This window comes from Aliidongia dinghuensis (genome assembly GCF_014643535.1).
GTDB classification, from domain to species: domain Bacteria; phylum Pseudomonadota; class Alphaproteobacteria; order ATCC43930; family CGMCC-115725; genus Aliidongia; species Aliidongia dinghuensis.
In genome coordinates, this window is record NZ_BMJQ01000005.1 from 143,474 (window position 1) to 167,415 (window position 23,942).

The window sequence follows — 23,942 nt, forward strand, 5'->3', positions numbered from 1 at the left end:
TCAGCCGCGCACCCCGGCCAGTCGCCCGTCCGCCAATCGATCTTCCTGCGGCTCGCCCTGGTCGGCGAACTGCAGGGCCCAGAGCCGGGCATAGACCCCCTGGCGCTGCAGCAGCTCCTGGTGCCGGCCGACTTCGACGACCCGGCCGCCGTCGATGGCATAGATCAGGTCGGCGTCGATGACGGTCGACAGTCGATGGGCGATGACGACCGAGGTGCGGCCGGCCATCAGCCGCTTCAAGGCGTCCTGCACCTGCCGCTCGGATTCGGTGTCGAGCGCCGAGGTCGCCTCGTCCAGGAGCAGGATCGGCGCGTTCTTCAGCATGGCGCGGGCGATCGACAGGCGCTGGCGCTGGCCGCCGGAGAGCCGCGTGCCGAGCTCGCCCACCACCGTGTCGTAGCCCTGGGGCAGGTCCATGATGAAGTCGTGTGCCGCCGCCGCCGTGGCGGCCGCGACGATGTCCGCCTCGCTCGCCTCCGGCCGGCCATAGGCGATGTTGGCGCGCACCGTGTCGTCGAACAGGCTCACTTCCTGGCTGACGAGGCCGATGGCGCCGCGGAGCGAGGCGAGCGTCACGTCGCGCACGTCCTGGCCGTCGATTGTCACGCGCCCGCCGGCGACGTCATAGAAGCGCGGGATCAGGTTGAGCACAGTCGACTTGCCGGCGCCGGACGGCCCGACCAGCGCCACCTTGCGGCCGGCCGGGATGTCGAGGTCGATCTCGTTCAGCACGCTGTCGCCGGTCCGGTAGGCGAAGCTGACCTTGTCGAGCCGGATGGCGCCCTCGGTCACGACGAGCGGCCGGGCGTCGGCGCGATCGCGGATCGCCGGCACCACGTCGATCATCTCGAAGATGCGCTCGGCCGCCGCCATGCCTTCCTGGACCGTGACGTTGAGGCCGCTCAGCTGCTTGAACGGCTGATAGGCCAGCATCAACGCGGTCACGAAGGACAGGAAGTCGCCGGCCGTACGCGCGCCATGCGTCACTTGCCAGCCGCCATAGAGGATGACGAGCGCGATGCCGACGCCGCCCAGGCTCTCCATGAGCGGCGAGGCCGCGGCGCGCACGCGGGACGCGCGCTCGAACAGGCGATAGATCCGCTCGGTCAGCGCCACCGCGCGTGCGGTCTCATGCGCTTCCATGCCATAGGCCTTCACGTGCCGCGCGCCCTGGAAAACCTGGGACAGAAGCGCGTTGAAATGGCCCATCTCGTCCTGGAAATTGAGCGAGACCTTGCGCATGCGCCGGCTCATGCGCCGGACCGGCGCGATCGCCAGCGGGAAGACGACGAAGGCGATGATCGCCAACAGCCAGTCCTGATAGAACATCGTGGCGAGCAGGCCCGCGAGCGTCAGCGCCTGCTGGCCCAGCACGGTGAAGACCTGGGTGGACGCGAAGCGCAGCTGGTTGGCGTCGGTCGTGAAGCGCGAGATCAGCTGGCCCGACGGTGTCGCCTGGAAGAAGGCGAGATCGGCATGGATGAGCCGGCCGAACAGCCGGTTCTGGATGTCGGCGATCACCCGCTGGCCGACCGTGGTCATGAGCACGGTCTGGAAATAGCCGGCGATGCCCTTCAGGACGGCGAGCGCCATGGCGGCGCCGGCGATGAGATAGAGCGTCTCGAACGCGGCGTTCTCCTTGAACGCATCGTCAAGCACGTATTTCACCAGCATGGCGTTGGCCGAGGTCGCGAGCGCTGCGAGCGCGCCGCACACGACCGAGAGCGCCATCCTGCCCCAATGAGGCCGCGCGAATTCGCGCATCAGCCGGCGCATCAGCCGGACGCTGCCAGCGCCGCGCGCCCGTTTCGCCTGGGGCTGCGGCGGTGCTTCAGCAATATTGGCCTTGTCGGGGGCCGGTTCGGTCAAGGATGCGCCTTTTCATCGAGGGATGAGCGCGCTTGTACCGCCCCGACAGGCCCGCTGGCAATCAGGACCCGAGTCGGGCGCCCCTGCACGCCGCGCGACCCGGGACTTCTTGAACCTAGCCGAGCCGATGCAGGTTCGACAGGAACTGCTGCGCCGAAGTGGCCCAGGAGAATTCGAGCGCACGCGCCCGGCAGGCATCCGGATCGATGTCAAGACAGGCGAGCGCCGCCCGCTTCAGGTCCCAGTCGAGCGCGCCCACGCCCGAATCCTCGATGAGGTCGATCGGGCCCGGCACCGGCAATGCCGCGATCGGCACGCCCGAGGCCAAGGCCTCCAGCATGACGAGGCCGAACGTGTCGGTCCGGCTCGGGAACACGAACACGTCGCTCATGGCGTAGAAATTGGCCAGGTCCTCGCCGACCTGCCGGCCGACGAAGCGGATGTGCGGATAGCGGCGCTCGAGCGTCTCGCGCGCCGGCCCGTCGCCGACGATCAGCTTGGTGCCGGGCAGGTCCAGGTCGAGGAAGGCCGGCAGGTTCTTCTCGACCGCGACGCGGCCGACATAGGTGAAGATCGGCCGCGGCCAGTCGGTCGCGGGTTTGGTGGCCAGCGGACGGAACTGGGAGAGATCGACGCCGCGGGTCCAGCGTGAGAGCTGGGTGAAGCCGTGCGCCGCGAGCTCCTGCCGGATCGATTCGGTCGCGACCATGACCGAGGCGGCCGGCGCATGGAAGCGGCGCAAGAGCTCGTAGGTCCAGCTCGGCGGAATGCCGAAGCGCGCCTCGATATAATCCGGGAACTTGGTGTGGAACGAGGTGGTGAACGGCAGGCCGTGGCGCCGGCAGAAGCGCCGCGCCGCGATGCCGAGCGGCCCCTCGGTCACGATATGGATCGAGTCCGGCTTCGCCCGGGTCAGGATCCGCTCGACCTCGAAGCCGGGGACGAGCGCCAGGCGGATCTCGTGATAGGTCGGGCAGGGGATGGTGGTGAATTGCTCCGGCGTCACCATCAGCACGTCATGGCCGACGAGTTCGAGCTCGCGCTTGAGCGCGATCAGCGTGCTGACGACGCCGTTGGTCTGCGGCAGCCAGGCGTCGGTCACGATCGCGATGCGCATGGGCGTCTCCGGCAACAGCCCGGCCACGGGAAGAGGCGCGCCGGCGCTGATCATGCCGCCATCCATCGTCACTGTCCTCGTTGTCAAGCGGCTGCCGCCAAGCAACTGCGCTCAGGCCACCGCGGGCCTGAGCTCGCGCGTCAGCGGGTCGAACGCCCGCTGTTCCATCCAATGAACGATCTCGAGCCGGCCGTCGAAATGCTCGACGAGCGCGGTGCAGCTTTCGACCCAGTCGCCGTCGTTGCAGTAGAGCACGCCGTCGATCATGCGCATCTCGGCCTTATGGATATGGCCGCACACGATGCCGTCGACGCCGCGCCGGCGCGCTTCCTCGGCGACCGCCTTCTCGTAGTCGCCGATGAACTCGACCGCGTTCTTGACCTTGGCCTTGAGGTAGGCCGACAGCGACCAGTAGCCGTAGCCAAGGCGCCGGCGGATGAGGTTGAACACGACGTTCAGGCCCAGCACGGTCGAATAGGCCCAGTCGCCGAGATGGGCCAGCCACTTGGCGTATTTCACGACGCCGTCGAACGCGTCGCCGTGGATCACCAGGAGGCGCTTGCCGTCGGCGGTCTCATGGATCGCCTCGTCCTGCAGCTGGATGCCGCCGAACTGGAGCTGCGCGCCCGAGAAGTCGCGCAGGCATTCGTCGTGGTTGCCCGGGATATAGACGACCTTGGTGCCCTTGCGCACCTTGCGCAGGATCTTCTGGATCACGTCGTTGTGGCTCTGTGCCCAGAACCACGACTTCTTCAGCCGCCAGCCGTCGAAGATGTCGCCGACCAGGTAAAGATATTCCGAATCGTTGTAGCGCAGGAAATCGAGGAGGAATTCCGCCTGGCATCCCCGCGTGCCCAAATGCACGTCGGAAATCCAGATTGCGCGATACTCTCTATCCGGGCCGAGAAACGTCATGGTCCGCGCTCGCAGTCGACTGTCTGCCCGCAGAACATAGTGATTCTATATATAGTGTCAAGCAATAAGCTCTGACTACTAAATGTCATATTGTTGAGATGCCCGATTCACAGACTTGTCATAAAGTATTCATACTCTATCTCGCTCGAATTACTCGACATAGGCTCAAATCACGCGCCGGCGACGGTCATGCCGTCGATGCGAACGGTCGGCGCATTGGTGCCGCCGCGGAACTCGAGATCGTTCGCGGCGGTCAAGTTGCGGAACATCTCAATGAGGTTGCCGGCGACGGTGATCTCGTTGACCGGAAAGGTGATTTCGCCCTTCTCGATCCAGAAGCCCGAGGCGCCGCGGCTATAGTCGCCGTTGACGCCGTTGACGCCCTGGCCCATGAGCGACGTGATGTAGAGGCCGCTCTCGATGTCGGCCATGAGCGCTGTGGGGCTGAGGCTGCCCGGCTCGAGATAGAGATTGGTCGTGGACGGGCCCGGCGGGCTGGACGTCCCGCGCGCGGCGTGGCCGGTGCTTTTCAGGCCCAGCTGGCGGGCAGAGCGCAGATCGAGCAGCCAGGTCGTGAGCACGCCGTTCTCGATCAGCGCGCGCCGCCGATTCGCGATGCCCTCGCCGTCGAACGGCTTCGAGCGATGGCCGCGTTGCCGATGCGGGTCGTCGATGATGTTGATCGCCGACGAGAACAGCTGTTGGCCAAGCTTGTCCTTGAGGAAGCTGGTCTTGCGCGCGATTGACGGGCCGGAGATGGCGCCGGCCAGATGGCCGATGAGGCCGGAGGCGACGCGCGGATCATAGACGACCGGCACCCTGGCCGTCGGCATCTTGCGCGCGCCGACGCGGCGCACGGCCCGCTCGCCCGCGCGCCGGCCGACCAGCTCGGCATCCTCGAGATCGGCGCCATAGACGGCGCTCGACCAGTCCGATTCGCGCTCCATGCCGTCGCCCGTGCCGGCGATGACCGAGACCGAGACGCCGTGGCCCGAGCCGGCGTAGCCGCCGGCGAAGCCGTTCGAGGCGACGAGCGCCACGCGGCTCATGCTCCAGCTTGCTTCGGCACCGTCGGAATTGGTGACGCCCGCAACCGCGCGCGCCGCCGCCTCGGCACGTGCCGCCCGCTCGATCAGCACCGAGGTCGCGGGCTCGTCCGGATCGACCATGTCGAGCTTGGGCCAGTCGCGCGCGATCTCGTCTGGTGCGGCGATGCCGCAGAATTCATCCTCCGGCACGACGCGCGCCATGGCGATGGCGCGCTCGACCAGCGCGTCGAGTGCCGTGGCCGACCGGTCGTTCGACGACACGATCGCCTGGCGCTTGCCGACCAGCACACGCAGGCCCAGGTCGTAGCCCTCCGACCGCTCGAGCTTCTCGATCTCGCCCAGGCGTTGGGCATGGGCGATCGAGATGCCCTCGAACAGCACGCCGTCGGCGTGATCGGCGCCGGCGCGCTTGGCGCGGGCGATCAGGTCGGTCAGCAGGTCGAGGGCTTGGTCGGTCGCGGTCATCGGGTTTCCTTCGAGGATGGTTTTGTGGCCATTCTAGGCCGGCTCACGGGGCTCCGGCCAGTGGAAGGGTGACGCGTCGGCAACATGGGCTGCGTTGCCGAGTCGGCTTCCGCTTCGCGGCCGGCTGGTGTAGATGGCAGGGATCGATCGTTTGCACATCAGCGATCGCCTCCACCTCTGCACTGATTGCCGCGAAGAGTCTGCCGGTGAACCAGATCCAACCCACGCCGCTCACCGACATCGAGATCGCCCGCGCCGCCCACCCGAAACCGATCGAGCAGATCGCGGCGGCGCTCGACATCCCGGCGGAAGCCGTCTATCGCCACGGGCCGCACAAGGCGAAGCTCGCCATGGATTTCGTCACGACAGCCCGGGCCGAACGGCGCGGCAAGCTGATCCTGGTGACGGCGATCAGCCCGACGCCGGCCGGCGAGGGCAAGACCACGACGACGGTCGGCCTGGGCGATGCCTTGCAACGTATCGGCAAGCGCGCGGCGATCTGCTTGCGTGAGCCGTCGCTCGGCCCCTGCTTCGGCGCCAAGGGCGGGGCGGCCGGCGGCGGCTGGGCGCAGGTCGTGCCGATGGACGAGATCAACCTGCATTTCACCGGTGATTTCCACGCGATCGGCGCCGCGAACAACCTCTTGGCTGCGATGATCGACAACCATGTCTATTGGGGCAACCTGATCGACATCGATCCGCGCCGCGTCACCTGGAAGCGCGCGATGGACCTGAACGACCGGGCGCTCCGGCAGATCGTGGTCGGCCTCGGCAACAATGGTGCTGCGCGCGAGGACGGGTTCGACATCACGGTCGCGAGCGAGGTCATGGCGATCTTCTGCCTCGCGACCTCGCTCGATGACCTCAAGGAACGCTTGGGCCGCATCGTGATCGGCGAGACGAAGAGCCGCCGGCGCGTGCTGGCGTCGGAGCTGAACGCACACGGCGCCATGGCGGCGCTCTTGAAGGACGCGCTGCAGCCGAACCTGGTGCAGACGATCGAGCATACGCCTGCCTTCGTCCATGGCGGGCCGTTTGCCAACATCGCCCATGGCTGCAACACGGTGCTCGCAACCGAGACGGCGCTGGGTCTCGCCGACTATGTCGTGACCGAGGCCGGCTTCGGCGCCGATCTGGGTGCCGAGAAGTTCCTCGACATCAAGTGCCGCATGGCCGGTCTTGCGCCGGCGGCCTCGGTCGTGGTCGCGACGGTCCGCGCGCTCAAGATGCACGGCGGCGTCGCCAAGGCCGATCTCGCGGCCGAGAATGTCGCGGCCGTCCGCGCGGGGGCGGCCAACCTCCGGCGCCATATCGTCAATCTCGGCAAGTTCGGCCTGCCGGTCGTGGTGGCGCTCAACCATTTCACCTCGGACACGGCGGCCGAGGTCGAGGCGGTGCGCGCGATCTGCGCCGAGCTCGGCGTCGCGGTCCATCTCTGCCGCCATTGGGCCGAGGGCAGCATCGGTGCCACGGACCTGGCGGAGGAAGTCGTGCGCCTGGCCGACGGCGGCACCGCCCGCTTCAAGCCGCTCTATCCGAGCGAAATGCCGCTCACCGACAAGATCCGGACGATCGCGCGCGAGATCTACGGCGCCCACGACATCGACGTGGCGCCGGCCGCGGCCCGGAAGCTCGCGGTGCTCGAGGCCGACGGCTTCGGCTATCTGCCGGTCTGCATGGCCAAGACCCAGTACAGCTTCTCGACCGATCCCGGGCGGCTGGGCGCGCCCGAGGGCCATGTCGTGCCGGTGCGCGACATCCGCCTGTCGGCCGGCGCCGGCTTCGTCGTCGTGCTGTGCGGCGACATCCTGACCATGCCCGGCCTGCCGCGCCACTCCGCCGCCGAACGAATCGGCGTCGACGCCGGCGGGCACATCATCGGGCTGAGCTGAGCCGACCGGGCTTCACATCGTAAGGAAAAATCCTTACCCTTCTCCTCGAAGGAGAGAACTCATGGCCGTGCCCAAGCTCGTTGCCAGCAAGTTGACCAGCAAGGCGCAGACAACGGTGCCGCAGGAGGTCCGGGCCGTGCTCGGCATCGGGCCCGGTGATCTGCTCGGATACCGGATCGAGGACGGTCGGGTGAGCCTCGTGCGCCTGCAGCCCTCTGCCGAGGCTTGGTTGGCGACGAACAGGGAAGCGCTGCTGGAAATGGCGGCGTGGGACCGGGAGAACGAAATTTTCGAGCCCGACCAGCGGCCCTTCTGATGCAGTACGACGTGCATCTGAACCCGCGCGGCGGCTCGGCGGCGCGTTATTTGCTCGACATCCAGCATGACCTGTTGCGTGACCTCGATACCCGGGTCGTCGTTCCGCTTGTGCCGGCAGACTTGTTCAAGCGCGTGTCCGAAACCCTGCATCCGATATTTCTGATCGAAGGTCGCGCACACGTTCTGCTGACGCACCGGCTGGCAGCGGTTTATCGCCGGGATCTGGGCAAATCGATCGTCAATCTCGGCGACCGGTCCATGGAAATCGGTGCTGCCGTCGATCTGCTCCGCTCGGGCGTTTAGCCGGCGAGGCGCCCCGGCTGGTGCAAGGCGGCGCGCGTTCGCTCGGTCAATCCGCGGCAAAGTGCGGCCGGGACGGAACGAGTTGGCGTCCGCGCGCCTTTTACTGGGTGAGGCGGCCCAAAACGACGCCTTCCGGGTAGCTGACGGCCGCCCTCCAAAGGAGGAATGCCATGCGAGTTCTACACCTGACGCCAAAGGCGCTCGCCGTTGCGGCCGCGCTGGCGCTGGCTGGCGCCGCGGCCGCTCAGGTGACGCCCCAGACTGATCCTAATGGACAGATCGATCCCGACAAGGCGCCGCCGGAGAAATATGGCGCGCCCATCAAGCCGCATCCGATGCCGCTCGACAAGAACGCGACGGGCAGCGTCGACGGCCCGCATGGGTCGGTAATCGCGCCAGAGCCCGGGATCGATCCGAACATGACCAAGCCCCCGCCGAACCCGGGTCCGGACAGCACGCCGATCATCAAGCCGCCGCCGAACGGGAAGAACCCGTTGGTGCCAGAGTGACGTCGGCTCAGTGACGTCGACTCAGCCGAGGGCTGCGCGATAGGCGGCGGTGACGGCGGCGCCGAAACAGGCGAACAGCACCTGCTCGATCGAGGCGTCGGCGGCGAGATAGTCCGAGACTTCGCGGACCGCAATCTCCGTCGCTGCCTTGACCGGGTAGCCATAGACGCCGCAACTGATCGCCGGGAAGGCGATCGTCTTGATTGCGTGCTTGGTCGCGAGCTTCAGGCTCTCGCGATAGCAGCTCGCGAGGAGCTCGGGCTCGCCCTCACTGCCGCCCTGCCAGACCGGGCCGACCGTGTGGATGATGTATTTCGCCGGCAGCCGATAGCCGCGGGTCAGCTTCGCCTGGCCGGTCTTGCAGCCGCCCAAGAGCCGGCATTCGTGGACCAGCTCCGGCCCAGCCGCGCGATGGATGGCGCCGTCGACCCCGCCGCCGCCCAAGAGCGAGCTATTCGCGGCATTGACGATGGCGTCGACCGCGAGCTTGGTGATGTCGCCCTCGATGATCGACATGCGCTCTCTGGGCGTCATCTGAGCCTCCCTCCGCTATTTCCAGATCGGCTTGCCTGAACCCGGCAGGCCGTAGCTCGCCCATTTCTGCGTCACGCGGTCGATGATCTCGTCGCTCATGCGGATCTTGGTGCCCCATTCGCGATGGGTCTCGGGCGGCCATTTGTTGGTGGCGTCGAGCCCGATCTTGCCGCCGAGGCCGCTCTCGGGCGAGGCGAAGTCCATGTAGTCGATGGGCGTGCCTTCGATCACGGTGATATCTCTGGCTGGATCCATTCTCGTGGATACAGCCCACATCACGTCCTTCCAGTCGCGCGCGTCGATGTCGTCGTCCACGACGATGACGAACTTCGTGTACATGAACTGGCGCAGGAACGACCAGACGGCCATCATCACGCGCTTGGCGTGGCCCGGATAGGCCTTCTTCATCGAGACGACGGCGATCCGGTACGAGCAGCCCTCGGGCGGCAGCCAGAAATCGACGATCTCCGGGAACTGCTGGGTCAGGAGCGGGATGAACACCTCGTTCAGGGCCTCGCCCAGCACCGAGGGCTCGTCGGGCGGCCGGCCGGTGAAGGTCGAGAGATAGATCGGGTTCTTCCGCATGGTGATGGCCGAGACGCGGAACACCGGGAACGGCTCGACATTGTTGTAATAGCCGGTGTGGTCGCCGTACGGGCCTTCGTCGCCGAACTCATCCAGCATGACATGGCCTTCGATCACGATCTCGGCCTGCGCCGGCACTTTCAGGGGCACCGAGACGCAATCGACGAGCTCGACCCGCTTGCCGCGCAAGAGGCCCGCGAACTGATATTCCGACAGCGTGTCCGGCACCGGCGTCACGGCGGCGAGGATCGTGCCCGGGTCGGCGCCGATCACGGCGGCGGCCGGCAGCGGCTCGCGCTTCTCGGCACCCCAGCGCCGATAATGCTGCGCGCCGCCGCGGTGCTTCAGCCAGCGCATCAAGGTCGTGTTCTTGCCCGTCACCTGCATGCGGTAGATGCCGAGGTTGAACGCATCCTCGCGCGCCGCCCCCGGCCCCTTGGTCACGACCAGCGGCCAGGTGATGAGCGGCGCCGGCTCGCCCGGCCAGCAGCCCTGGATCGGCAGGGCGTTAAGATCGATCTCGTCCCCGCGCAGTACCACCTCCTGGCATGGTGCCGAGCCGACCGACTTCGGCTTCATGGCGAGTACGGTCTTCAAGAGCGGCAGCAGCTCCAGCGCCTCGCGCCAGCCGCCCGGCGGCTCGGGCTGCTTCAGGAACGCCAGCGTCTCGCCGACCTCGCGCAGCTGATGGGGCTCGCGCTCCATGCCCCAGGCGACGCGCTCGACCGTGCCGAACAGGTTGACCAGTACCGGCATGGCGGAGCGGGTGCCGTCCGCCATGGTGACATTCTCGAACAGCACGGCCGGACCCTGCTCGGCCAGGAGCCGCGTCTGGATCTCGGTCATCTCGAGCGCGGTCGAGACCGGGGTCTTGACGCGCACCAGCCGTCCTTGGGCTTCGAGCCGGTCGATGAAGTCGCGCAGACTGGCATAGGGCATTGAAAACGCCTCGATAGGATATATCCAAAAGAGCGGCGCCGACTATAGCGCGAAGCAGGAGCATCACCAGGGGAACCAGGGTTTGCAAACAGGGCAGGGCTGAACACTGTCTTCTTGCAGTGCGGCATGGCCTGACGCATCTTCGCGCCACGCACGCCCCCCAACGTGAATTATGAGGCACCCAATGGCTTTCTGGGTCGTCGGCGGTGAATATACCGGCACGGATTTCACCACGATCGCGCCGGGCAAGGCGCTCGAGAAGCACGGTCCGTTCAACGAATACAAGCAGGCGCACGACGTCTGGGCATCGCGCGCCTGGGCGACGGTCGACGATTGCCAGTCGCGCTTCCGCATCGTCGAGGGTACGGAGACGGCACCCGGCGACGGCCCGGCGCTCGCTGAGGGCGTGCCGCCGCGGCAGTAAGCGGTTCCTCATCATCGCCGTTCCCGCCTGCGCGGGAACGGCGGATCGTTACGGCAGCAAGCGCCAGACGATCCCTTCGCGCGTTTCGCGGTCTTCCAGCTCCAGGCTGGTCGGCACCGTGTAGCGTGCGATCTCGGCCAAGCCTTGGGTCGGCCGGTAGGTCCGGCCCGGGTCGCCCATCAGCACGTCGATGCCGCACCCGGCCAAGGGGCGGAGCCAGGCGACCAGCCGCTCGGCCAGCGGCTTCTCGTAGCACATGTCGCCGACCAGGATGACGTCGGCGCCCGGGTCACGGCCGATCACGTCGTCCGCGGCGACCTCGATCTCAACACCGTTCAATTCGGCATTGAGCCGGATCGCTTCGCACGCAACCGGGTCAATCTCGGCCGCGCGGACGAGGCGCGCGCCGGCTTTCATGGCGGCGATGCCGACCAGGCCCGAGCCCGCACCGAAATCGAGCACGCGGCGGTTCGACCAGCGCTCGCGCGGACTGTCCAGCACGTGGCGCGCCAAGGCCTGGCCGCCGGCCCAGGCGAAGGCCCAGAACGGCGGCGGCACGTTCGCCTGTTCGAGTGCCTCCTCGGTCGCCTGCCAGATCGGCGTGATCTCAGTTGCGAGATGGAGCTTCAGCTCCGGCAGCAGTGACGGCGGAGCGATCGCGGTGTGTTCGCGGATGAAGGCGGCGGCTGCCGCGCCCTTGAGCGGCCTCAATGGATCGCCGCCAACAGGCAGCCCAGCAGCACGATCAACCCGGCGTCGCGGTTGGATTTGAACTTGGCCAGGCAATCGGCCTGGTCGTCCATGCGCCAGGTCGCGATCTGCCAGATGAAATGCCCGGCGAGGGCGGCCAGCGCCGCATAGGCTGGCCAGCCGGCGCCGGCGGTGAGGAAGGCGAGGCCGATGCCGGCCAAGGTCACGAGCACGAAGCCCGTGATCCAGAGCTTGCTTCGCTCGCCGAAGCGGAGTGCGGTCGACTTGACGCCGATCTGGATATCGTCCGCCTTGTCCTGGTGCGCATAGATCGTGTCGTAGTGCAGCGTCCAGGCGATGCCGGCCAGGTAGAGCAGGATCGCCGGCCAGTCGACCCGCCCGGTCACCGCCGCCCAGGCGACGAGCGCCCCCCAATTGAAATTGAGCCCCAGGAACAGCTGCGGCCAGTAGGTGATGCGCTTCATGAACGGATAGGCGGCGACGATCACCAGGATCGAGACGCCCAGGGCCACCGCGAGCCAGTTCATGCTGAGCAACACGGCGGCGCCGACGCCGAGTTGCAGCACCAGGAAAAGGATCGCCTGCCAGACCGCGACGCGGCCCGACGGGATCGGCCTGCCGCGGGTGCGCTCGACGGCTCCGTCGTATTTGCGGTCGACGATGTCGTTCAGCGTGCAGCCGGCGCCGCGCATGGCGACGGCACCCAGCCAGAACAGGAAGAACAGCCCGATGGGCGGACTGGCGGGGGGGCCGGCGGCCGGCGCCAGCGCCAGGCTCCACCAGCCGGGCAGCAGCAGCAGCCACCAGCCGATCGGCCGGTCCCAGCGGGCCAGCTGGGCATAGGGGATCGCCCAACCGGGCAGGGCCCGGTCGAGCCAGCCGCCGGTGCGAATATCGGTGAAGCCACCCGTCGTCGTGCGCATCGGCTAGCTCTAGCCCGGATCGGCGGCGCCGGGAAGGGGCCGGCGCCGCGTCCGGTGATCAGCTGGCGCTTTTCTTGAGCGCGGCCAGCCGCTCGCTCAGGCTCTGCGGCTGGGTGGGCTTGCCCTCGGCCGCAGCGAGGGCGGCGGCGATGTTCGGGTCGTCCGTCTCGGGCGAGCTCGGCTTCAGAAGCGCCGCCTTGGCATTCTGCGCCTCGGCCGCCTGCCGGTCCTTCTCGGCCGCGTCATGCATGGCCTTCAGCGCGATATTGACGCTCGACCCGTTCGACGACAGGCCGGCGGCGCTCTTCGCGATGTCGGCCCGCTCGGCCGCGGCCTCCTTGGCGAGGCGCGCGCGCTCCATCTCGCGCTGGGCGCGCTCGAGATCGCCGCGCGCGCTCTTCAGCTTCTGGCCGAGCCCCTCGTAGGCCTCCTCGAGCTGGATCAGGAAATCATGGGCGTCGGCCGCATCCTTCTTGGCCTGCTCGACCTCCGGCGTCATGTGCTCGAGCAGCTCGACAAGCGTGCCGAGGCTCCTTTCCAAGGACGCCTTGCGCGCCGGGTCGGCGGCAGCAGCCTCGATCTGCGCCTGCAGGCTGTCGGCCGCGGTCATGCGCTGATGCAGGAGCGCGTTCGCCGTGTCGAGCGCCTTCTGCGCGTCGGTGAAGCGGGCGCGCGCCTTGGCGACGTTGAGGCCGAGCTCGTCGAGCTTGCCTTCCATGGTCTTGAGCTCGGCTTCGGAGGCGCCGGTCGGGTCCCATTTGACATAGAGCTCGATGCCGTTCTGCACGGCCTGGTCGGCCTTGACGCCGAGCAGATTCTTGAAGAAGGACAGACCCATCGGAAATCTCCGTACTTGGGAATTACCCGCCGATCAGGCGAGCGTGAGCGCGGCCGGATTGAGATCGATGCCGGCATGGAGATCGACCCATGCCTCCTCGCCGTTCTCCACGACGGCGACCATCAGATATTCGGCTTGCGGCGCCGGCTCGGCGAGGCCGGTCGTCCGCACGTAGAGCATGGCGCGGGTGTCGAGCGTATGGCTGCCGTCGGCGGCGGTGACTTTCGCCTCGAACGCGATCGGCTCGATGCGCGAGAGGCCGGGCGACCAGACCCGGTCGTAGAGCTGGCCGTCGAGCGTCTGGAACTGCGGCCAGCCGATCAGGCCCTGGTCCGGGTTGAGCCAGACGTCCCAGGTATCCTCGTCCGGCGGCGTCTCGCGGTCGACGAGCGAGAAATAGCGGCATTCCTCGACCCGGCCATCGTCCGAGACGGCGAGCTGCAGGAACTTGCCGCTGTCGCCCAGATGCAGGCGGGTAAGGTTCACGTCGCCGGCCTTGAGCGACACGACGGCACTCACCACCAGCTTCTCGCCGCCGGTCGGGTCGGCGACCTTGATGGCGCCGGCCGCGAGGATGAACGGTGTCGGATCGGGCTCCAGCACCATGCCGACGCGGAACAGGCTCGCGTGATAGGGCCGGCCGGCGAGCTTGAATTTGATCAGGTTCGCGAGCGCCTGGAACGAGGACATCGGCGAGAAGTCTCCTCTTGGGGGACGGTCAGACCAGGCGGGACCGGCGCAGCACCAGGAGCCCGCCCAGGACGACGGCCATGCCGAGCACGAAATAGAGCGTCGGATGGCCGGTCGAGGGGGGCGCCTGCGTGACCGCGTGCTCCGAGGCCAACGCCAGCTCCGGCTTGGTGTCGGCTGGCATGTAGTTCGGGTCGCGCGGCTGGCCTTCGAGCGCCTTCGTCCGGCCGTCGAGATCGTCGAGCTTCTGGCGCAGGTCGGCATTGTCGGCGGCGAGCCGGTCGGCCTCGCGCCGCCAGTCGACATAGCCCGGATCCTGCTGGTGGTTGTAGAACCAGGCGGCGTGGCTCGCGTTGCTGATCGAATCGAGCATGAACCACAGGAACAGCGCGTCCCACATGCCGAACGACGGGTAGGAGCGGTAGGCATAGACCGGCGGGCCCCAGCCCATGCCGCCGTACCAGGCGCTGCGGCTCGAATACCAGGAATCGTAGCTCGAATAGTGGCCGGAATAGCGGCTGAAGGCCGGCGTCACCGGCGTCGGCGGCGGGGCGGAGCGGGCATAGGCCGCACGCTCCTGCTGCGCCGTGTAACTCTTGAGCGCGCTGCCCGACGCCTGGCGCGACAGCGCCGCGTCGCTGCCCGACTGGACGCGGGGTGCTGTTGTCGAAGGTGCGGCGGTCGAAGGTGACGCGGATTGGCCGGGCAGGCTGTAGCCGCGCGACGAGGTGCCGCTGCTTGGTGCGGATGGGCTGGGCGCGGATGGGGCTGCGGTAACAGGAGGCGAGGGTGGCGTCATCGGGCGGCTGTAGCCGTTGGATGACCGGCCCGACGAGGACGAACCCGTGGCCTTGGCGTCCGCGATGGTCGGATTCAGCACCAGAAAGGCCGACATCACCAGGACGGCGGCGGCATGCAGCAAATTGCGCATAGGGAGGGTCTGGTGCCTCTCGACGGTCTCGCCCTTGGGCGACGTGCGACCCGGAGATATAGCGTACGGGGGTCCGGACGCAAGGGCCGAGCCGCAGCACGGCGCTTTCCCCTCGGGCGGCACGATGCTATGCCGCTCGCCATGGAAGACGAGGATCTCAATGTCTCGGCCCGCCTCTATGTGACGCCACCGCTCGGCGCCGGGCTCGCGGTGCCGCTCGACGCGGACCAGGCGCATTACCTGCGTGCGGTGCTGCGGCTCGGCCCCGGCGACGGCCTCAGCCTGTTCAACGGGCGCGACGGCGAATGGCGGGGCCGGATCGTCGAGCTTGGGAAGAACCGTGGCCTCGTGGCACTCGAGGTCCAGACCCGGGCCCAGACGGCAGAGCGCGACCTGTGGCTCGCCTTCGCGCCGGTGAAGCGCGCGCGCATCGATTATATCGCCGAGAAGGCGACCGAACTCGGCGTCACCCGCCTCCTGCCGGTCATGACCCGGCGCACCAACATGGCCCGCGTCAATGTCGAGCGGCTCCAGGCGAACGCGCGCGAGGCGGCGGAGCAGACGGAGCGGCTCACCGTGCCCGCGGTCGAGGCGCTGCAGCCGCTCGATCGTTTCCTGGATGGCTTCCCGGTCGGCCGGCGCCTCATGGTCTGCGACGAGACCGGCCGGGCGCCGTCGATCGCCCGCGCGCTCGCCGACGGTGCGCCGCGCGCCGCCCCTTGGGCCCTGCTGATCGGGCCTGAAGGCGGTTTTGCGCCTGAAGAGCTTGACGCGCTTCGCAAACTTCCATTTGTTACCGCCGTCGGCCTGGGGCCCCGCGTGCTTCGCGCCGACACCGCGGCGCTTGCCGCGCTCGCGGTGTTCCAGGCGCTCGCCGGCGATTGGGATACCGTGCGCGGTGCTCTTCAAACGACGGACGCCGTCCCCATCTGAACGATGCCCGCCCGACCTCCGGGTCGCATCTTCGCCAGAGGCCCATACCGCATGTCTGCACCTCCGAACGAGCGCGGCGCCGATATCACCGGCAAGAGCCAGCTGGTGGAATATCTCGCCCAGGGCTGCAAGCCCGAGGCCGCCTGGCGCATCGGCACCGAGCACGAGAAATTCGTCTTCCGCCTGGCCGACCACCGCCCGGTCGGCTACGACGGCCCGCAGGGCATCCGCGCGCTCCTGGAAGGCATGCAACGCTTCGGCTGGGAGCCGGTCTACGAGAACGACAGGCCGGTGGCGCTGCTGCAGGGCCAATGTTCGATCACGCTCGAGCCGGGCGGCCAGTTCGAACTGTCCGGCGCTCCGCTCGAGACGATTCATGAAACTTGCGCCGAGGTGAATGGCCATTTGCGCCAGGTCCGCGAGGTCGCGGGCGAGCTCGGCATCGGCATGATCGGTCTCGGCTTCGAGCCGAAATGGTCGCGGGCCGAGATGCAGCTGATGCCCAAGGCGCGCAGCGACATCATGCGCCGCTACATGCCCAAGGTGGGCTCGCTCGGCCTCGACATGATGCACCGGACCTGTACGGTCCAGGTCAATCTCGATTTCTCGTCCGAGGCGGACATGGTGCGGAAGTTCCGCACCAGCCTGGCGCTGCAGCCGGTCGCGACCGCCCTCTTCGCGAACTCGCCGTTCAGCGAGGGCAAGCCGAACGGCTTCCTCTCGTATCGCAGCAACGTCTGGACCGACACGGACAACGACCGCTCCGGCATGCTGCCCTTCGTGTTCGAGGACGGCTTCGGCTTCGAGCGCTATGTCGACTATCTGCTCGACGTGCCGATGTACTTCGTCTACCGCGACGGCAAGTATATCGACGCTGCCGGCCAGTCGTTCCGCGACTTCATGGCCGGCCGCCTGCCGGCGCTGCCGGGCGAGTTGCCGCACATGGGCGACTGGTCCGACCATCTGACGACGGCGTTCCCTGAGGTGCGCCTCAAGAAATTCCTGGAGATGCGCGGTGCCGACGGCGGCCCGTGGCGGCGGCTCTGCGCGCTGCCGGCGCTCTGGGTCGGGCTGCTCTACGATGCCCGCGCTCTCGATGCCGCCTCGGAGCTGGTCAAGGACTGGACGGTCGAAGAGATTACGGCGCTGCGCGCCCAGGTGCCGCGCCAGGGCCTGGCCGTGCCGTTCCGGGGCCGCACGCTGCGCGAGGTAGCGCTGGACGTGCTGGCGATCTCGCGCGACGGGCTCCATCACCGCGCCCGGCGCAACAATGTCGGCGACGACGAGGGCTTCTTCCTCGACACGCTGTTCCAGATCGCGGGATCGGGCCGCACGCCGGCCGAGGAACTGCTCAAGGACTACGAGACGAAATGGCACGGATCGGTTGATCCGGTGTTCACCGATTACGCGTATTGATCTGCCGGGGCGCTCCTCGCTGAGGCTCCTCTTTTGGGGAGGATGCGGATGGGCGCCTTGCGGATCTTGGTGCTGAGGGGGGTGCTGAGTGGAGTGCTGGGCGGGCTCGCGGTCAGTGGTCTGGCGGCCGCCGCGATCTCGACCGCGGGTCTGGCCGACTCGCCGCCTCTGACCGGTGCGGCCGCCTACGGCGACTGGCGCGCCGATGCGCCCGGCGTCGGGCGGCTTATCCGGCCGGAGGAATTGCCGCCGCCTTATGCCAGCCGGTCGGCCAGCAATTCGCCCGGCCTCGTCGATCGTCCGGCCGGTGCCACGCTTCACGTGCCGCCGGGCTTCGCCGTCCGGGAATTCGCGCATGGGCTCTCCGCCCCGCGCCAGATCCGGGTGGCGCCCAACGGCGACATCTTCGTGGCCGAAAGCGGCGCCGACCGCATCCGCGTGCTGCGCGACGCCGCCGATGGAGCCACTGGCCCGTCGGTCAACCAGGTCTTCGCCGACGGGCTGAATGCGCCGTTCGGCATCGCGTTCTATCCGCCCGGGCCGGCGCCGCAGTATCTCTATGTCGCGAACAATAGTTCCGTCGTCCGCTTCCCCTATCGGCCGGGCGAGTTGAAGCCGCTCGGCCGGGCCGAGATCGTGGTTCAGCACCTGCCGGCGGGCGGGCATTGGACGCGCGACGTGCAATTCTCGGCCGACGGCAGCCGGATGCTGGTCTCGGTCGGTTCCGGCTCGAACGATGCCCAGGGGCTGTCGCGGCTCGACGCCGCCCAGCGTGCGGCTTGGGAGGCTACCCACGGCCTGGGCGCCGCCTGGGACGGCGAGGAGAACCGGGCGGCGGTGCTCGCTTTCGCGCCGACCGGCGGCGCGCCGCACCCCTACGCCACGGGGCTGCGCAATTGCGTGAGCCTGGCGCTCGAACCCCGGAGCGGCATGCCCTGGTGCGTCACCAATGAGCGCGACGGGCTCGGCGACGATCTGCCGCCCGATTATGTCACTGCCGTGCGCGAGGGCGGCTTCTACGGCTGGCCCTGGTATTACATCGGCGACCACGAGGACCCGCGGCACAAGGGCGAGCGGCCGGACCTGGCGTCCCACGTGACCGTGCCGGACGTGCTGCTGCAGCCGCACTCCGCACCGCTCGGCATTGCGTTCTATGATCCGCCCGAGGGCGCTCCGGCGGCCTTTCCCGCCGAATATCGCGGCGACGCCTTCGTCGCGTTGCATGGCTCATGGAATCGGGCGAAGCGCACCGGCTACAAGCTCGTGCGCCTGCCGTTCAAGGACGGCAGGCCCGACGGCAGCTATCGCGACTTTCTGACCGGCTTCGTCGCTGACGACGATGACGTGTGGGGCCGCCCGGTCGCCGTCGCGGTCGCCCACGACGGGGCGCTGCTCCTGACCGAGGACGGCAACGGCACGATCTGGCGCGTGGCGCCGGCGGGGCGATGAAGGTCAGGTGTCAGTCGCCCAGCGCGTGCAGCACCAGCTCGCGCTGGTGCGGCCGGCGGCGGTGCTCGAAGACGTAGATGCCCTGCCAGGTGCCGAGCAGCAGGCGGCCGCGCTCGAATGGGATATTGAGCTGAGTCTGGGTCAGCGCCGCCTTGACGTGGGCCGGCATGTCGTCCGGCCCTTCGGCCGTGTGGCGGTAGAGCGGGTCGCCCTCCGGCACCAGCCGGCGGAAGAACGCGATCAGGTCGCGCTGAACATCGGGGTCGGCGTTCTCCTGGATGACGAGCGAGGCGGAGGTGTGGCGGCAGAACACCGTCACCAGCCCGTCGGCGAGGCCGGTCGCAGCAAGCCAGGCCGCAATTTCCCGGGTGATGTCGGTGAGATCGCCGCCCTGGGTCTCGATCGCGATGCGGGTCTGAACCTGCCTCATGGTGGTGCCCTCCGCTCGACGCCCTGGACGAAACCCATCCAGCGCCCGTCAGGTCCCTGACAGGTTTCGCCGGTCGCCGGATTGGTCAGGATCACGCCGCCGAAGCGCCACAGCTTGCGCCAGGTCTCGAGTTCGCTGAGGCCGCGGGTCCGGATGCGCCGTTCGAGCCGGCGGGCGATGACGCGCCGCCCGACCGACTGGTAGACGAGGAAGCCTGCCACGGCGGCAGCAAGGCCTGGCGGCGTGCCGAAGCGCCACCAGACGAGTCCGGCCACGATGACGACGGCATAGACCCACTGGTTGCTGTCGGCCTCGAGCGCCAGCGGGAAATCGATGTGCGACAGTTTCCGGCGGTCGGCCGCGAGCCGGATCCGACCCGCCGCTTCGAGCGCCGCGAGGCGGCCGAGCAGGGCGCGCTCGTCGAGCGAGGCCCCTTCGAGGGCCGCGGCTTCAGCGGGTTGGGTTTCGAGATCGGTCACGGGTCATGCTCGCGTCAGCGGGACCTGCCTAGCCCAGCTTCGGCGCCGCCGGGTTGGTGAGCGCGGTCAGCACATGGTCGCGCCAGGCGCCGTCGATATAGAGATAGTCACGGGCGATGCCTTCGGGAATGAAGCCCAGGCGCCGGGCGAGCGCCGCGCTACGTTCGTTCGACGGCATGTAGTTCACCATGATCCGGTGCAGCTTCATGGCATCGAACACATGGCGGATGGCCGCCTCCAGCGCCTCGCGCATCAGCCCGCGGCCCTCGAGCCGATAGTCGATCGCATAGCCCAGATAGCAGGCCTGGAACGCGCCGCGGAAGATCTGGGTGAAATTGATGACGCCCAGGACCGGACCCGAAAGGTCGCGGTCGCGGAACAGCATCAGCCGGAGCGCCATGCCGGCGCGCTCGTCGGCGGCGAACTGCTCGAGCCGGCGGCGCCAGTTCGCGACGGACAGTTCCTCGCTGCCGCGCGGCGCGCTCCAGCGGGCGAAATGCTCCCAATTCTCCCGTTGGTAGGCCACGACCCGCGGTGCCGCCTCGAGCGGCGCCAGCGTCAGGATCAGGCGCGGCGTCTCGATCCGGGTGAGCGGCGGCACCGGCGCCGCGGGTGCGGCCGTGCTCACGAGGCCAGTTTCCTCACGAGACCGGCTCGAGCCGGGCCACGGCCCAGCGCTTGGGCCGGGCCCAGCCCTGCTCCGGCGGCATGCCTGAGAGCGACATCCAGCGCGAGCGATGCCACGCCGTGGCCGAGACCTCGACGCGCAGCTGCCCGCCGGCGGGCGGGCCGTCGAGCCCGAGCGCCGTCCAGGGCAAAAGGCTCTCCGACGTGATGCGCGGTTGATCGGCGCCGAAATAGCTGGTGAGCGCCCCCGGCACCGGCCGGCATTGCGGCTGCGGGTCGGCCGGCACGGCGGCGATGCCGGCGCACAGCAGAGCCTTCATCTGCGGATAGTCGCGCACCTTGGTCTTGGGTGGGATGAAATAGAGCGTGAAATGCTTGATGCCGCTGCCGGCGTCGACGCCCAGCTCGACCCGATAGGCCTCGGCCAGCGGAAAGGCGCCGTCATAGGCGAGCAGGTCGAGGTCGTAATAGTCCTGGCCGATCGTGCCGAGTGCCAGCCCGTCGCGGTTCCAGGCGAGATAAGCTTCGCCGAACGGCACTTCGCCGGGGGCCGCGACCAGGGGCGGCAGCAGCGCCGCCTCCTTCGGCCAGTCGCCGAGGGTCCGGTCGCCGATCGTGACCTCGGCATAGGGGATCGAGATCTCCTTGCGGTCGGTCTGCCGCGCTCCATCCGGGCCGGCCGCGGCATGGAGCCCCGGCAGGCGGGCGTTGACCTCAGACACGGCGGCCAGCAGCCGCTCATAGGGCCGGTTGTTGATGTCGACCAGGCCGAAATCATAGTCCTCGCCGTCGGCGCGCCCGCCCTTCGGATGGTCGGCATATTGGAACCAGTGCATGCCGACGAGGTCGGGGATGCGCGCGAACTGGCCGATCGCGGTCGCGGCCCCCTGGGCCCGCTCGGCCTGGGTCGCGACCGTCATCAGATGGCCGTTGTTGCGGTTGCCCGTCCTGTTCTCGTTCGCGGCATAGAACCATTCGGAGACCAGCACCGGCTTGCCGCCGGTGAGCTGGTGCAGGCCGTCGAAGAAATAACGCGCGATCCAGCCGTCGGGGCTGTCGACGTTGTAGTTGGTCGCGATCACGTCGACGTGGCGGGCCTCGGCCCGAATCGCGATCGGGTCGTAATAGATCGGCAGCCGGTCGCCGAAGATGAGCGCGCTGGGATCGGCCGCGCGGATCGTGCGCTCCGCCAGCGCGTAATAGCGCTCGGCCACGATGCCGGTCCAGGCGCGCACCGCCTGGATGCCGTTGCTGCCGGGGCGGAGCTTGGTCACGCTTTCCGCGGCGAGCAGTTCCGCCCAGTCGCTCACACCGGCCGGCGGCTCGAAATCCGCCGCGAAGCGGCTCCAGTTGCGGCCGTAGAAATCCTCGAGGAACGCGACCCAGCGCTGCTTGGTGAAATTCGAGGCCGGCGCCTTGCTGTAGAACACGAACAGCGCACCGTTCCACCAGCCGACCTCGTTGTCCGTGAAATAGCCGATCCGATAGGGGCTGTCCTTGTAGGGCCGGACGAGCGCCGCCGCCTCCGCGCGCATGGCGGCCTCGGTCGCGGGATCGAACGGATCGAACCAGTGGAAGCGCGCAAGCCGTCCGAGCTCCAGGTCCGGGATCTGCGGCAGCTTCAGCTGGTCGGGCGGCAGGGACCAGCCGCCGGCCGAGTTGAAGCCCCAGGACGTGACGCGCGTCACCGTCTCGTGCACCCAGTCCTCTAGGCTGGGCTGAAACGCGGTCCAGCTGTACCAGACCCGCCCGTCCGCCTCGCGGGCGGGTGCCCCACCGTCAAGCACGTTGACGCCGGCCGAAAAGAAGCGCTCGCCGCAAGGCGTGGTGAGCCAGGCGGCGCCATGGTCGTGCGCGACGCTCCACCGGCTCGACGGCGCATTGTCGAGATCGCACGGGGCCTGGAGGGGCGCAGAGCCGAGGGGTGCGGAGTCGGCGAGCGCAGGGCCAGCAAGCGCAGGGCCAGCAAGCGCGGGGCCAGCAAGCGCGGGGCCAGCAAGCGCGAGGCCGCACGCGGCCAGAAGGTACGAAAGCCGTTTCATCGGGATCGTTACGAACGCGAAGATCGATCGAGGCTCACGCCGCCGTGCCGCCGACGGTGAGCCCGTCCATGCGGAGCGTCGGCTGGCCGACGCCGACCGGTACACCCTGGCCGTCCTTGCCGCAGGTGCCGATGCCGTCGTCGAGCTTCAGGTCGTTGCCGATCATGGTGATCTTGGTGAGGGCCTCCGGCCCGTTGCCGATCAAGGTCGCCCCCTTGACCGGGGCGCCGATCCGGCCGTCCTCGATCAGATAGGCCTCGGAGGCGGAGAACACGAACTTGCCGTTGGTGATGTCGACCTGCCCGCCGCCGAAATTGGCGGCATAGAGGCCGCGCTTGACCGAGCGGATGATCTCGTCCGGCGCGTGACTGCCGCCCAGCATCAGCGTGTTGGTCATGCGCGGCATCGGATGGTGGGCATAGCTCTGGCGCCGGCCGTTGCCGGTCGCGGCGACGCCCATGAGGCGGGCGTTCAGCCGGTCCTGCATGTAGCCGACGAGGATGCCGTCCTCGATCAGCACGGTCCGGCTCGACGGCGTGCCCTCGTCGTCGACCGTGATCGAGCCGCGCCGGTTCGGGATCGTGCCGTCGTCGACGACGGTGACGCCGGGTGCTGCGATGCGCTGGCCGATACGGTTCGTGAAGGTCGAGAGGCCCTTGCGGTTGAAATCGCCCTCGAGCCCGTGGCCAACCGCCTCGTGCAGCATGATGCCGGGCCAGCCGGCGCCCAGCACGACGGTCATCTCGCCGGCCGGGGCCGCGATCGAGTCGAGATTGACGAGGGCCGTCCTGAGCGCCTCGTCGACCTGGGCCTGCCATTGCTTCGGGTCGAGATAGAGGTCATAGGCGGTGCGGCCGCCGGCGCCGGCCGAGCCGGTCTCCATGCGGTCGCCGTCGCCGACCACGACCGAGACATTGAGCCGCACCAGCGGCCGGATGTCGCCGACGCGCACGCCGTCCGCGCGCAGGATCTGGACAGCACTCCATTCGCCCATGAGCGAGCACATGACCTGGCGCACGCGCGGGTCGCGGGCGCGGGCATAGGCGTCGATCTCGGCCAGGAGCTTGACCTTGGCCTCGAACGGCACGGCCGACAGCGGGTTCAGGTCCGTATAGAGCGCCTGGTTCGTACCGCGCGGCGGCTCCGCCCGCGTGCCGCCGTGGCCGGTCTTGACCGCGCGCACGGTTTCGCCCGCGCGCCGGATCGCGGCCTCGCTCAATTCGCCGGAATGGGCATAGCCGGTCGCCTCGCCCGAAATCGCGCGGAGCCCGAAGCCCTGGGACGTGTCGAAGCTGGCGCTCTTGAGCTTGCCGTCGTCGAACGACAGCGCTTCGGACTGGCTGTATTCGAGGAACAGCTCGCCGTCATCCATGCCGTCGAGTGCTTGTTCGACCAGCTTCTCGACGCGGGCGGGGTCCATGCCCGCGCGCTCGAAGAACAGCGAATCGGTCGCGGCGAGATCGGTCATCGGACGGCAACTCCGGGGCAGCAAGACGAAACCATGACGAACCCCCATGATAGAGCGACGGTTCCGCGCCGGGAACAGCGGAATTG

The 23,942-nt window shown here is 68.4% G+C and carries 24 protein-coding genes; 8 read left to right on the forward strand and 16 right to left on the reverse strand.

From position 1 onward, the window contains the following. From IEY58_RS11140 to IEY58_RS11155, 4 genes are all read right to left on the reverse strand, one after another. Window positions 1-1,869 (reverse strand): ABC transporter ATP-binding protein, encoded by a 1,869-nt coding sequence (locus IEY58_RS11140; RefSeq protein ID WP_308422414.1) that lies wholly within the window; start codon window positions 1,867-1,869, stop codon window positions 1-3. Window positions 1,870-1,984: 115 nt separating this feature from the next. Continuing rightward, window positions 1,985-2,986, reverse strand: a complete 1,002-nt coding sequence (locus IEY58_RS11145; RefSeq protein WP_189046098.1) for a glycosyltransferase family 4 protein — start codon at window positions 2,984-2,986, stop codon at window positions 1,985-1,987. A 111-nt stretch (window positions 2,987-3,097) separates the two neighbouring features. Next, complete coding sequence (locus IEY58_RS11150; RefSeq protein ID WP_189045647.1) at window positions 3,098-3,901, reverse strand: UDP-2,3-diacylglucosamine diphosphatase; 804 nt, start codon at window positions 3,899-3,901, stop codon at window positions 3,098-3,100. Between the two features lie 170 nt (window positions 3,902-4,071). Beyond that, window positions 4,072-5,415 (reverse strand): TldD/PmbA family protein, encoded by a 1,344-nt coding sequence (locus tag IEY58_RS11155; protein ID WP_189045649.1) that lies wholly within the window; start codon window positions 5,413-5,415, stop codon window positions 4,072-4,074. Window positions 5,416-5,621: 206 nt separating this feature from the next. Here IEY58_RS11155 and IEY58_RS11160 point away from each other — a divergent pair, with 206 nt between their 5' ends. From IEY58_RS11160 to IEY58_RS11175, 4 genes are all read left to right on the forward strand, one after another. Beyond that, window positions 5,622-7,307: a formate--tetrahydrofolate ligase gene (locus IEY58_RS11160; protein ID WP_456057519.1), complete on the forward strand. Its 1,686-nt coding sequence runs from the start codon at window positions 5,622-5,624 to the stop codon at window positions 7,305-7,307. 61 nt (window positions 7,308-7,368) lie between these two features. Further along, window positions 7,369-7,623 carry an AbrB/MazE/SpoVT family DNA-binding domain-containing protein gene (locus tag IEY58_RS11165; RefSeq protein WP_189045651.1) on the forward strand — a complete coding sequence of 85 codons (255 nt, stop codon included), beginning with the start codon at window positions 7,369-7,371 and terminating at the stop codon, window positions 7,621-7,623. After that, window positions 7,623-7,928 (forward strand): CcdB family protein, encoded by a 306-nt coding sequence (locus IEY58_RS11170; protein WP_189045653.1) that lies wholly within the window; start codon window positions 7,623-7,625, stop codon window positions 7,926-7,928. The genes IEY58_RS11165 and IEY58_RS11170 overlap by 1 nt, the downstream gene beginning before the upstream one ends. Before the next feature lie 170 nt (window positions 7,929-8,098). Next, window positions 8,099-8,437, forward strand: a complete 339-nt coding sequence (locus tag IEY58_RS11175) for a hypothetical protein (protein WP_189045655.1) — start codon at window positions 8,099-8,101, stop codon at window positions 8,435-8,437. A gap of 21 nt (window positions 8,438-8,458) precedes the next feature. Here the strand turns inward: IEY58_RS11175 and IEY58_RS11180 are convergent, their stop codons facing one another. Together IEY58_RS11180 and IEY58_RS11185 are read right to left on the reverse strand one after the other, a co-directional pair. Next, window positions 8,459-8,971: an O-acetyl-ADP-ribose deacetylase gene (locus IEY58_RS11180; RefSeq protein ID WP_189045657.1), complete on the reverse strand. Its 513-nt coding sequence runs from the start codon at window positions 8,969-8,971 to the stop codon at window positions 8,459-8,461. 15 nt (window positions 8,972-8,986) lie between these two features. Next, the gene (locus tag IEY58_RS11185) at window positions 8,987-10,495 is read right to left on the reverse strand and encodes a UbiD family decarboxylase (RefSeq protein WP_189045659.1); all 1,509 of its coding nucleotides are present in this window, start codon (window positions 10,493-10,495) and stop codon (window positions 8,987-8,989) included. Between the two features lie 184 nt (window positions 10,496-10,679). Between IEY58_RS11185 and IEY58_RS11190 the strand changes: the two genes are divergently transcribed. Next, window positions 10,680-10,919, forward strand: coding sequence for a DUF4170 domain-containing protein (locus IEY58_RS11190; RefSeq protein WP_189045660.1), 240 nt, complete (start codon window positions 10,680-10,682; stop codon window positions 10,917-10,919). A gap of 48 nt (window positions 10,920-10,967) precedes the next feature. Here IEY58_RS11190 and IEY58_RS11195 read toward each other — a convergent pair whose 3' ends face one another. Genes IEY58_RS11195 through IEY58_RS11215 form a run of 5 tightly spaced genes read right to left on the reverse strand, consistent with a single transcriptional unit; the run spans window position 10,968 to window position 15,012 of the window. Further along, the gene (locus tag IEY58_RS11195) at window positions 10,968-11,630 is read right to left on the reverse strand and encodes a class I SAM-dependent methyltransferase (protein ID WP_229743655.1); all 663 of its coding nucleotides are present in this window, start codon (window positions 11,628-11,630) and stop codon (window positions 10,968-10,970) included. Continuing rightward, window positions 11,627-12,553: a 4-hydroxybenzoate octaprenyltransferase gene (gene ubiA / locus IEY58_RS11200; protein WP_189045664.1), complete on the reverse strand. Its 927-nt coding sequence runs from the start codon at window positions 12,551-12,553 to the stop codon at window positions 11,627-11,629. The genes IEY58_RS11195 and ubiA overlap by 4 nt, the downstream gene beginning before the upstream one ends. A 58-nt stretch (window positions 12,554-12,611) precedes the next feature. Then, window positions 12,612-13,391 carry a hypothetical protein gene (locus tag IEY58_RS11205; RefSeq protein ID WP_189045666.1) on the reverse strand — a complete coding sequence of 260 codons (780 nt, stop codon included), beginning with the start codon at window positions 13,389-13,391 and terminating at the stop codon, window positions 12,612-12,614. Window positions 13,392-13,424: 33 nt separating this feature from the next. After that, window positions 13,425-14,081 carry a DUF2491 family protein gene (locus IEY58_RS11210; protein WP_189045668.1) on the reverse strand — a complete coding sequence of 219 codons (657 nt, stop codon included), beginning with the start codon at window positions 14,079-14,081 and terminating at the stop codon, window positions 13,425-13,427. A gap of 28 nt (window positions 14,082-14,109) precedes the next feature. Continuing rightward, entirely contained in the window at window positions 14,110-15,012 is a 903-nt protein-coding gene (locus tag IEY58_RS11215; RefSeq protein ID WP_189045670.1) for a hypothetical protein, read from the reverse strand. Between the two features lie 129 nt (window positions 15,013-15,141). Here IEY58_RS11215 and IEY58_RS11220 point away from each other — a divergent pair, with 129 nt between their 5' ends. The 3 genes from IEY58_RS11220 to IEY58_RS11230 are packed head-to-tail and all read left to right on the forward strand — an operon-like array spanning window position 15,142 to window position 18,810. Further along, a complete protein-coding gene (locus IEY58_RS11220) occupies window positions 15,142-15,945 on the forward strand; it encodes a 16S rRNA (uracil(1498)-N(3))-methyltransferase (protein WP_229743656.1) in 804 nt (267 codons plus the stop codon). A 51-nt stretch (window positions 15,946-15,996) separates the two neighbouring features. Beyond that, window positions 15,997-17,361, forward strand: coding sequence for a glutamate--cysteine ligase (locus IEY58_RS11225; RefSeq protein ID WP_189045672.1), 1,365 nt, complete (start codon window positions 15,997-15,999; stop codon window positions 17,359-17,361). 48 nt (window positions 17,362-17,409) lie between these two features. Then, window positions 17,410-18,810, forward strand: coding sequence for a PQQ-dependent sugar dehydrogenase (locus IEY58_RS11230; protein WP_189045674.1), 1,401 nt, complete (start codon window positions 17,410-17,412; stop codon window positions 18,808-18,810). A gap of 10 nt (window positions 18,811-18,820) precedes the next feature. Here IEY58_RS11230 and IEY58_RS11235 read toward each other — a convergent pair whose 3' ends face one another. Genes IEY58_RS11235 through tldD form a run of 5 tightly spaced genes read right to left on the reverse strand, consistent with a single transcriptional unit; the run spans window position 18,821 to window position 23,856 of the window. Next, on the reverse strand, window positions 18,821-19,240 hold the full coding sequence (locus IEY58_RS11235) for a secondary thiamine-phosphate synthase enzyme YjbQ (RefSeq protein WP_189045676.1): 420 nt from the start codon (window positions 19,238-19,240) through the stop codon (window positions 18,821-18,823). Then, complete coding sequence (locus IEY58_RS11240; RefSeq protein ID WP_189045678.1) at window positions 19,237-19,719, reverse strand: hypothetical protein; 483 nt, start codon at window positions 19,717-19,719, stop codon at window positions 19,237-19,239. The genes IEY58_RS11235 and IEY58_RS11240 overlap by 4 nt, the downstream gene beginning before the upstream one ends. Before the next feature lie 28 nt (window positions 19,720-19,747). Next, on the reverse strand, window positions 19,748-20,347 hold the full coding sequence (locus tag IEY58_RS11245) for a GNAT family N-acetyltransferase (protein ID WP_229743657.1): 600 nt from the start codon (window positions 20,345-20,347) through the stop codon (window positions 19,748-19,750). Window positions 20,348-20,360: 13 nt separating this feature from the next. Further along, window positions 20,361-22,388, reverse strand: coding sequence for a hypothetical protein (locus tag IEY58_RS11250; protein WP_189045680.1), 2,028 nt, complete (start codon window positions 22,386-22,388; stop codon window positions 20,361-20,363). A 34-nt stretch (window positions 22,389-22,422) separates the two neighbouring features. Further along, on the reverse strand, window positions 22,423-23,856 hold the full coding sequence (gene tldD / locus IEY58_RS11255; protein ID WP_189045682.1) for a metalloprotease TldD: 1,434 nt from the start codon (window positions 23,854-23,856) through the stop codon (window positions 22,423-22,425). Window positions 23,857-23,942: the final 86 nt, after the last annotated feature.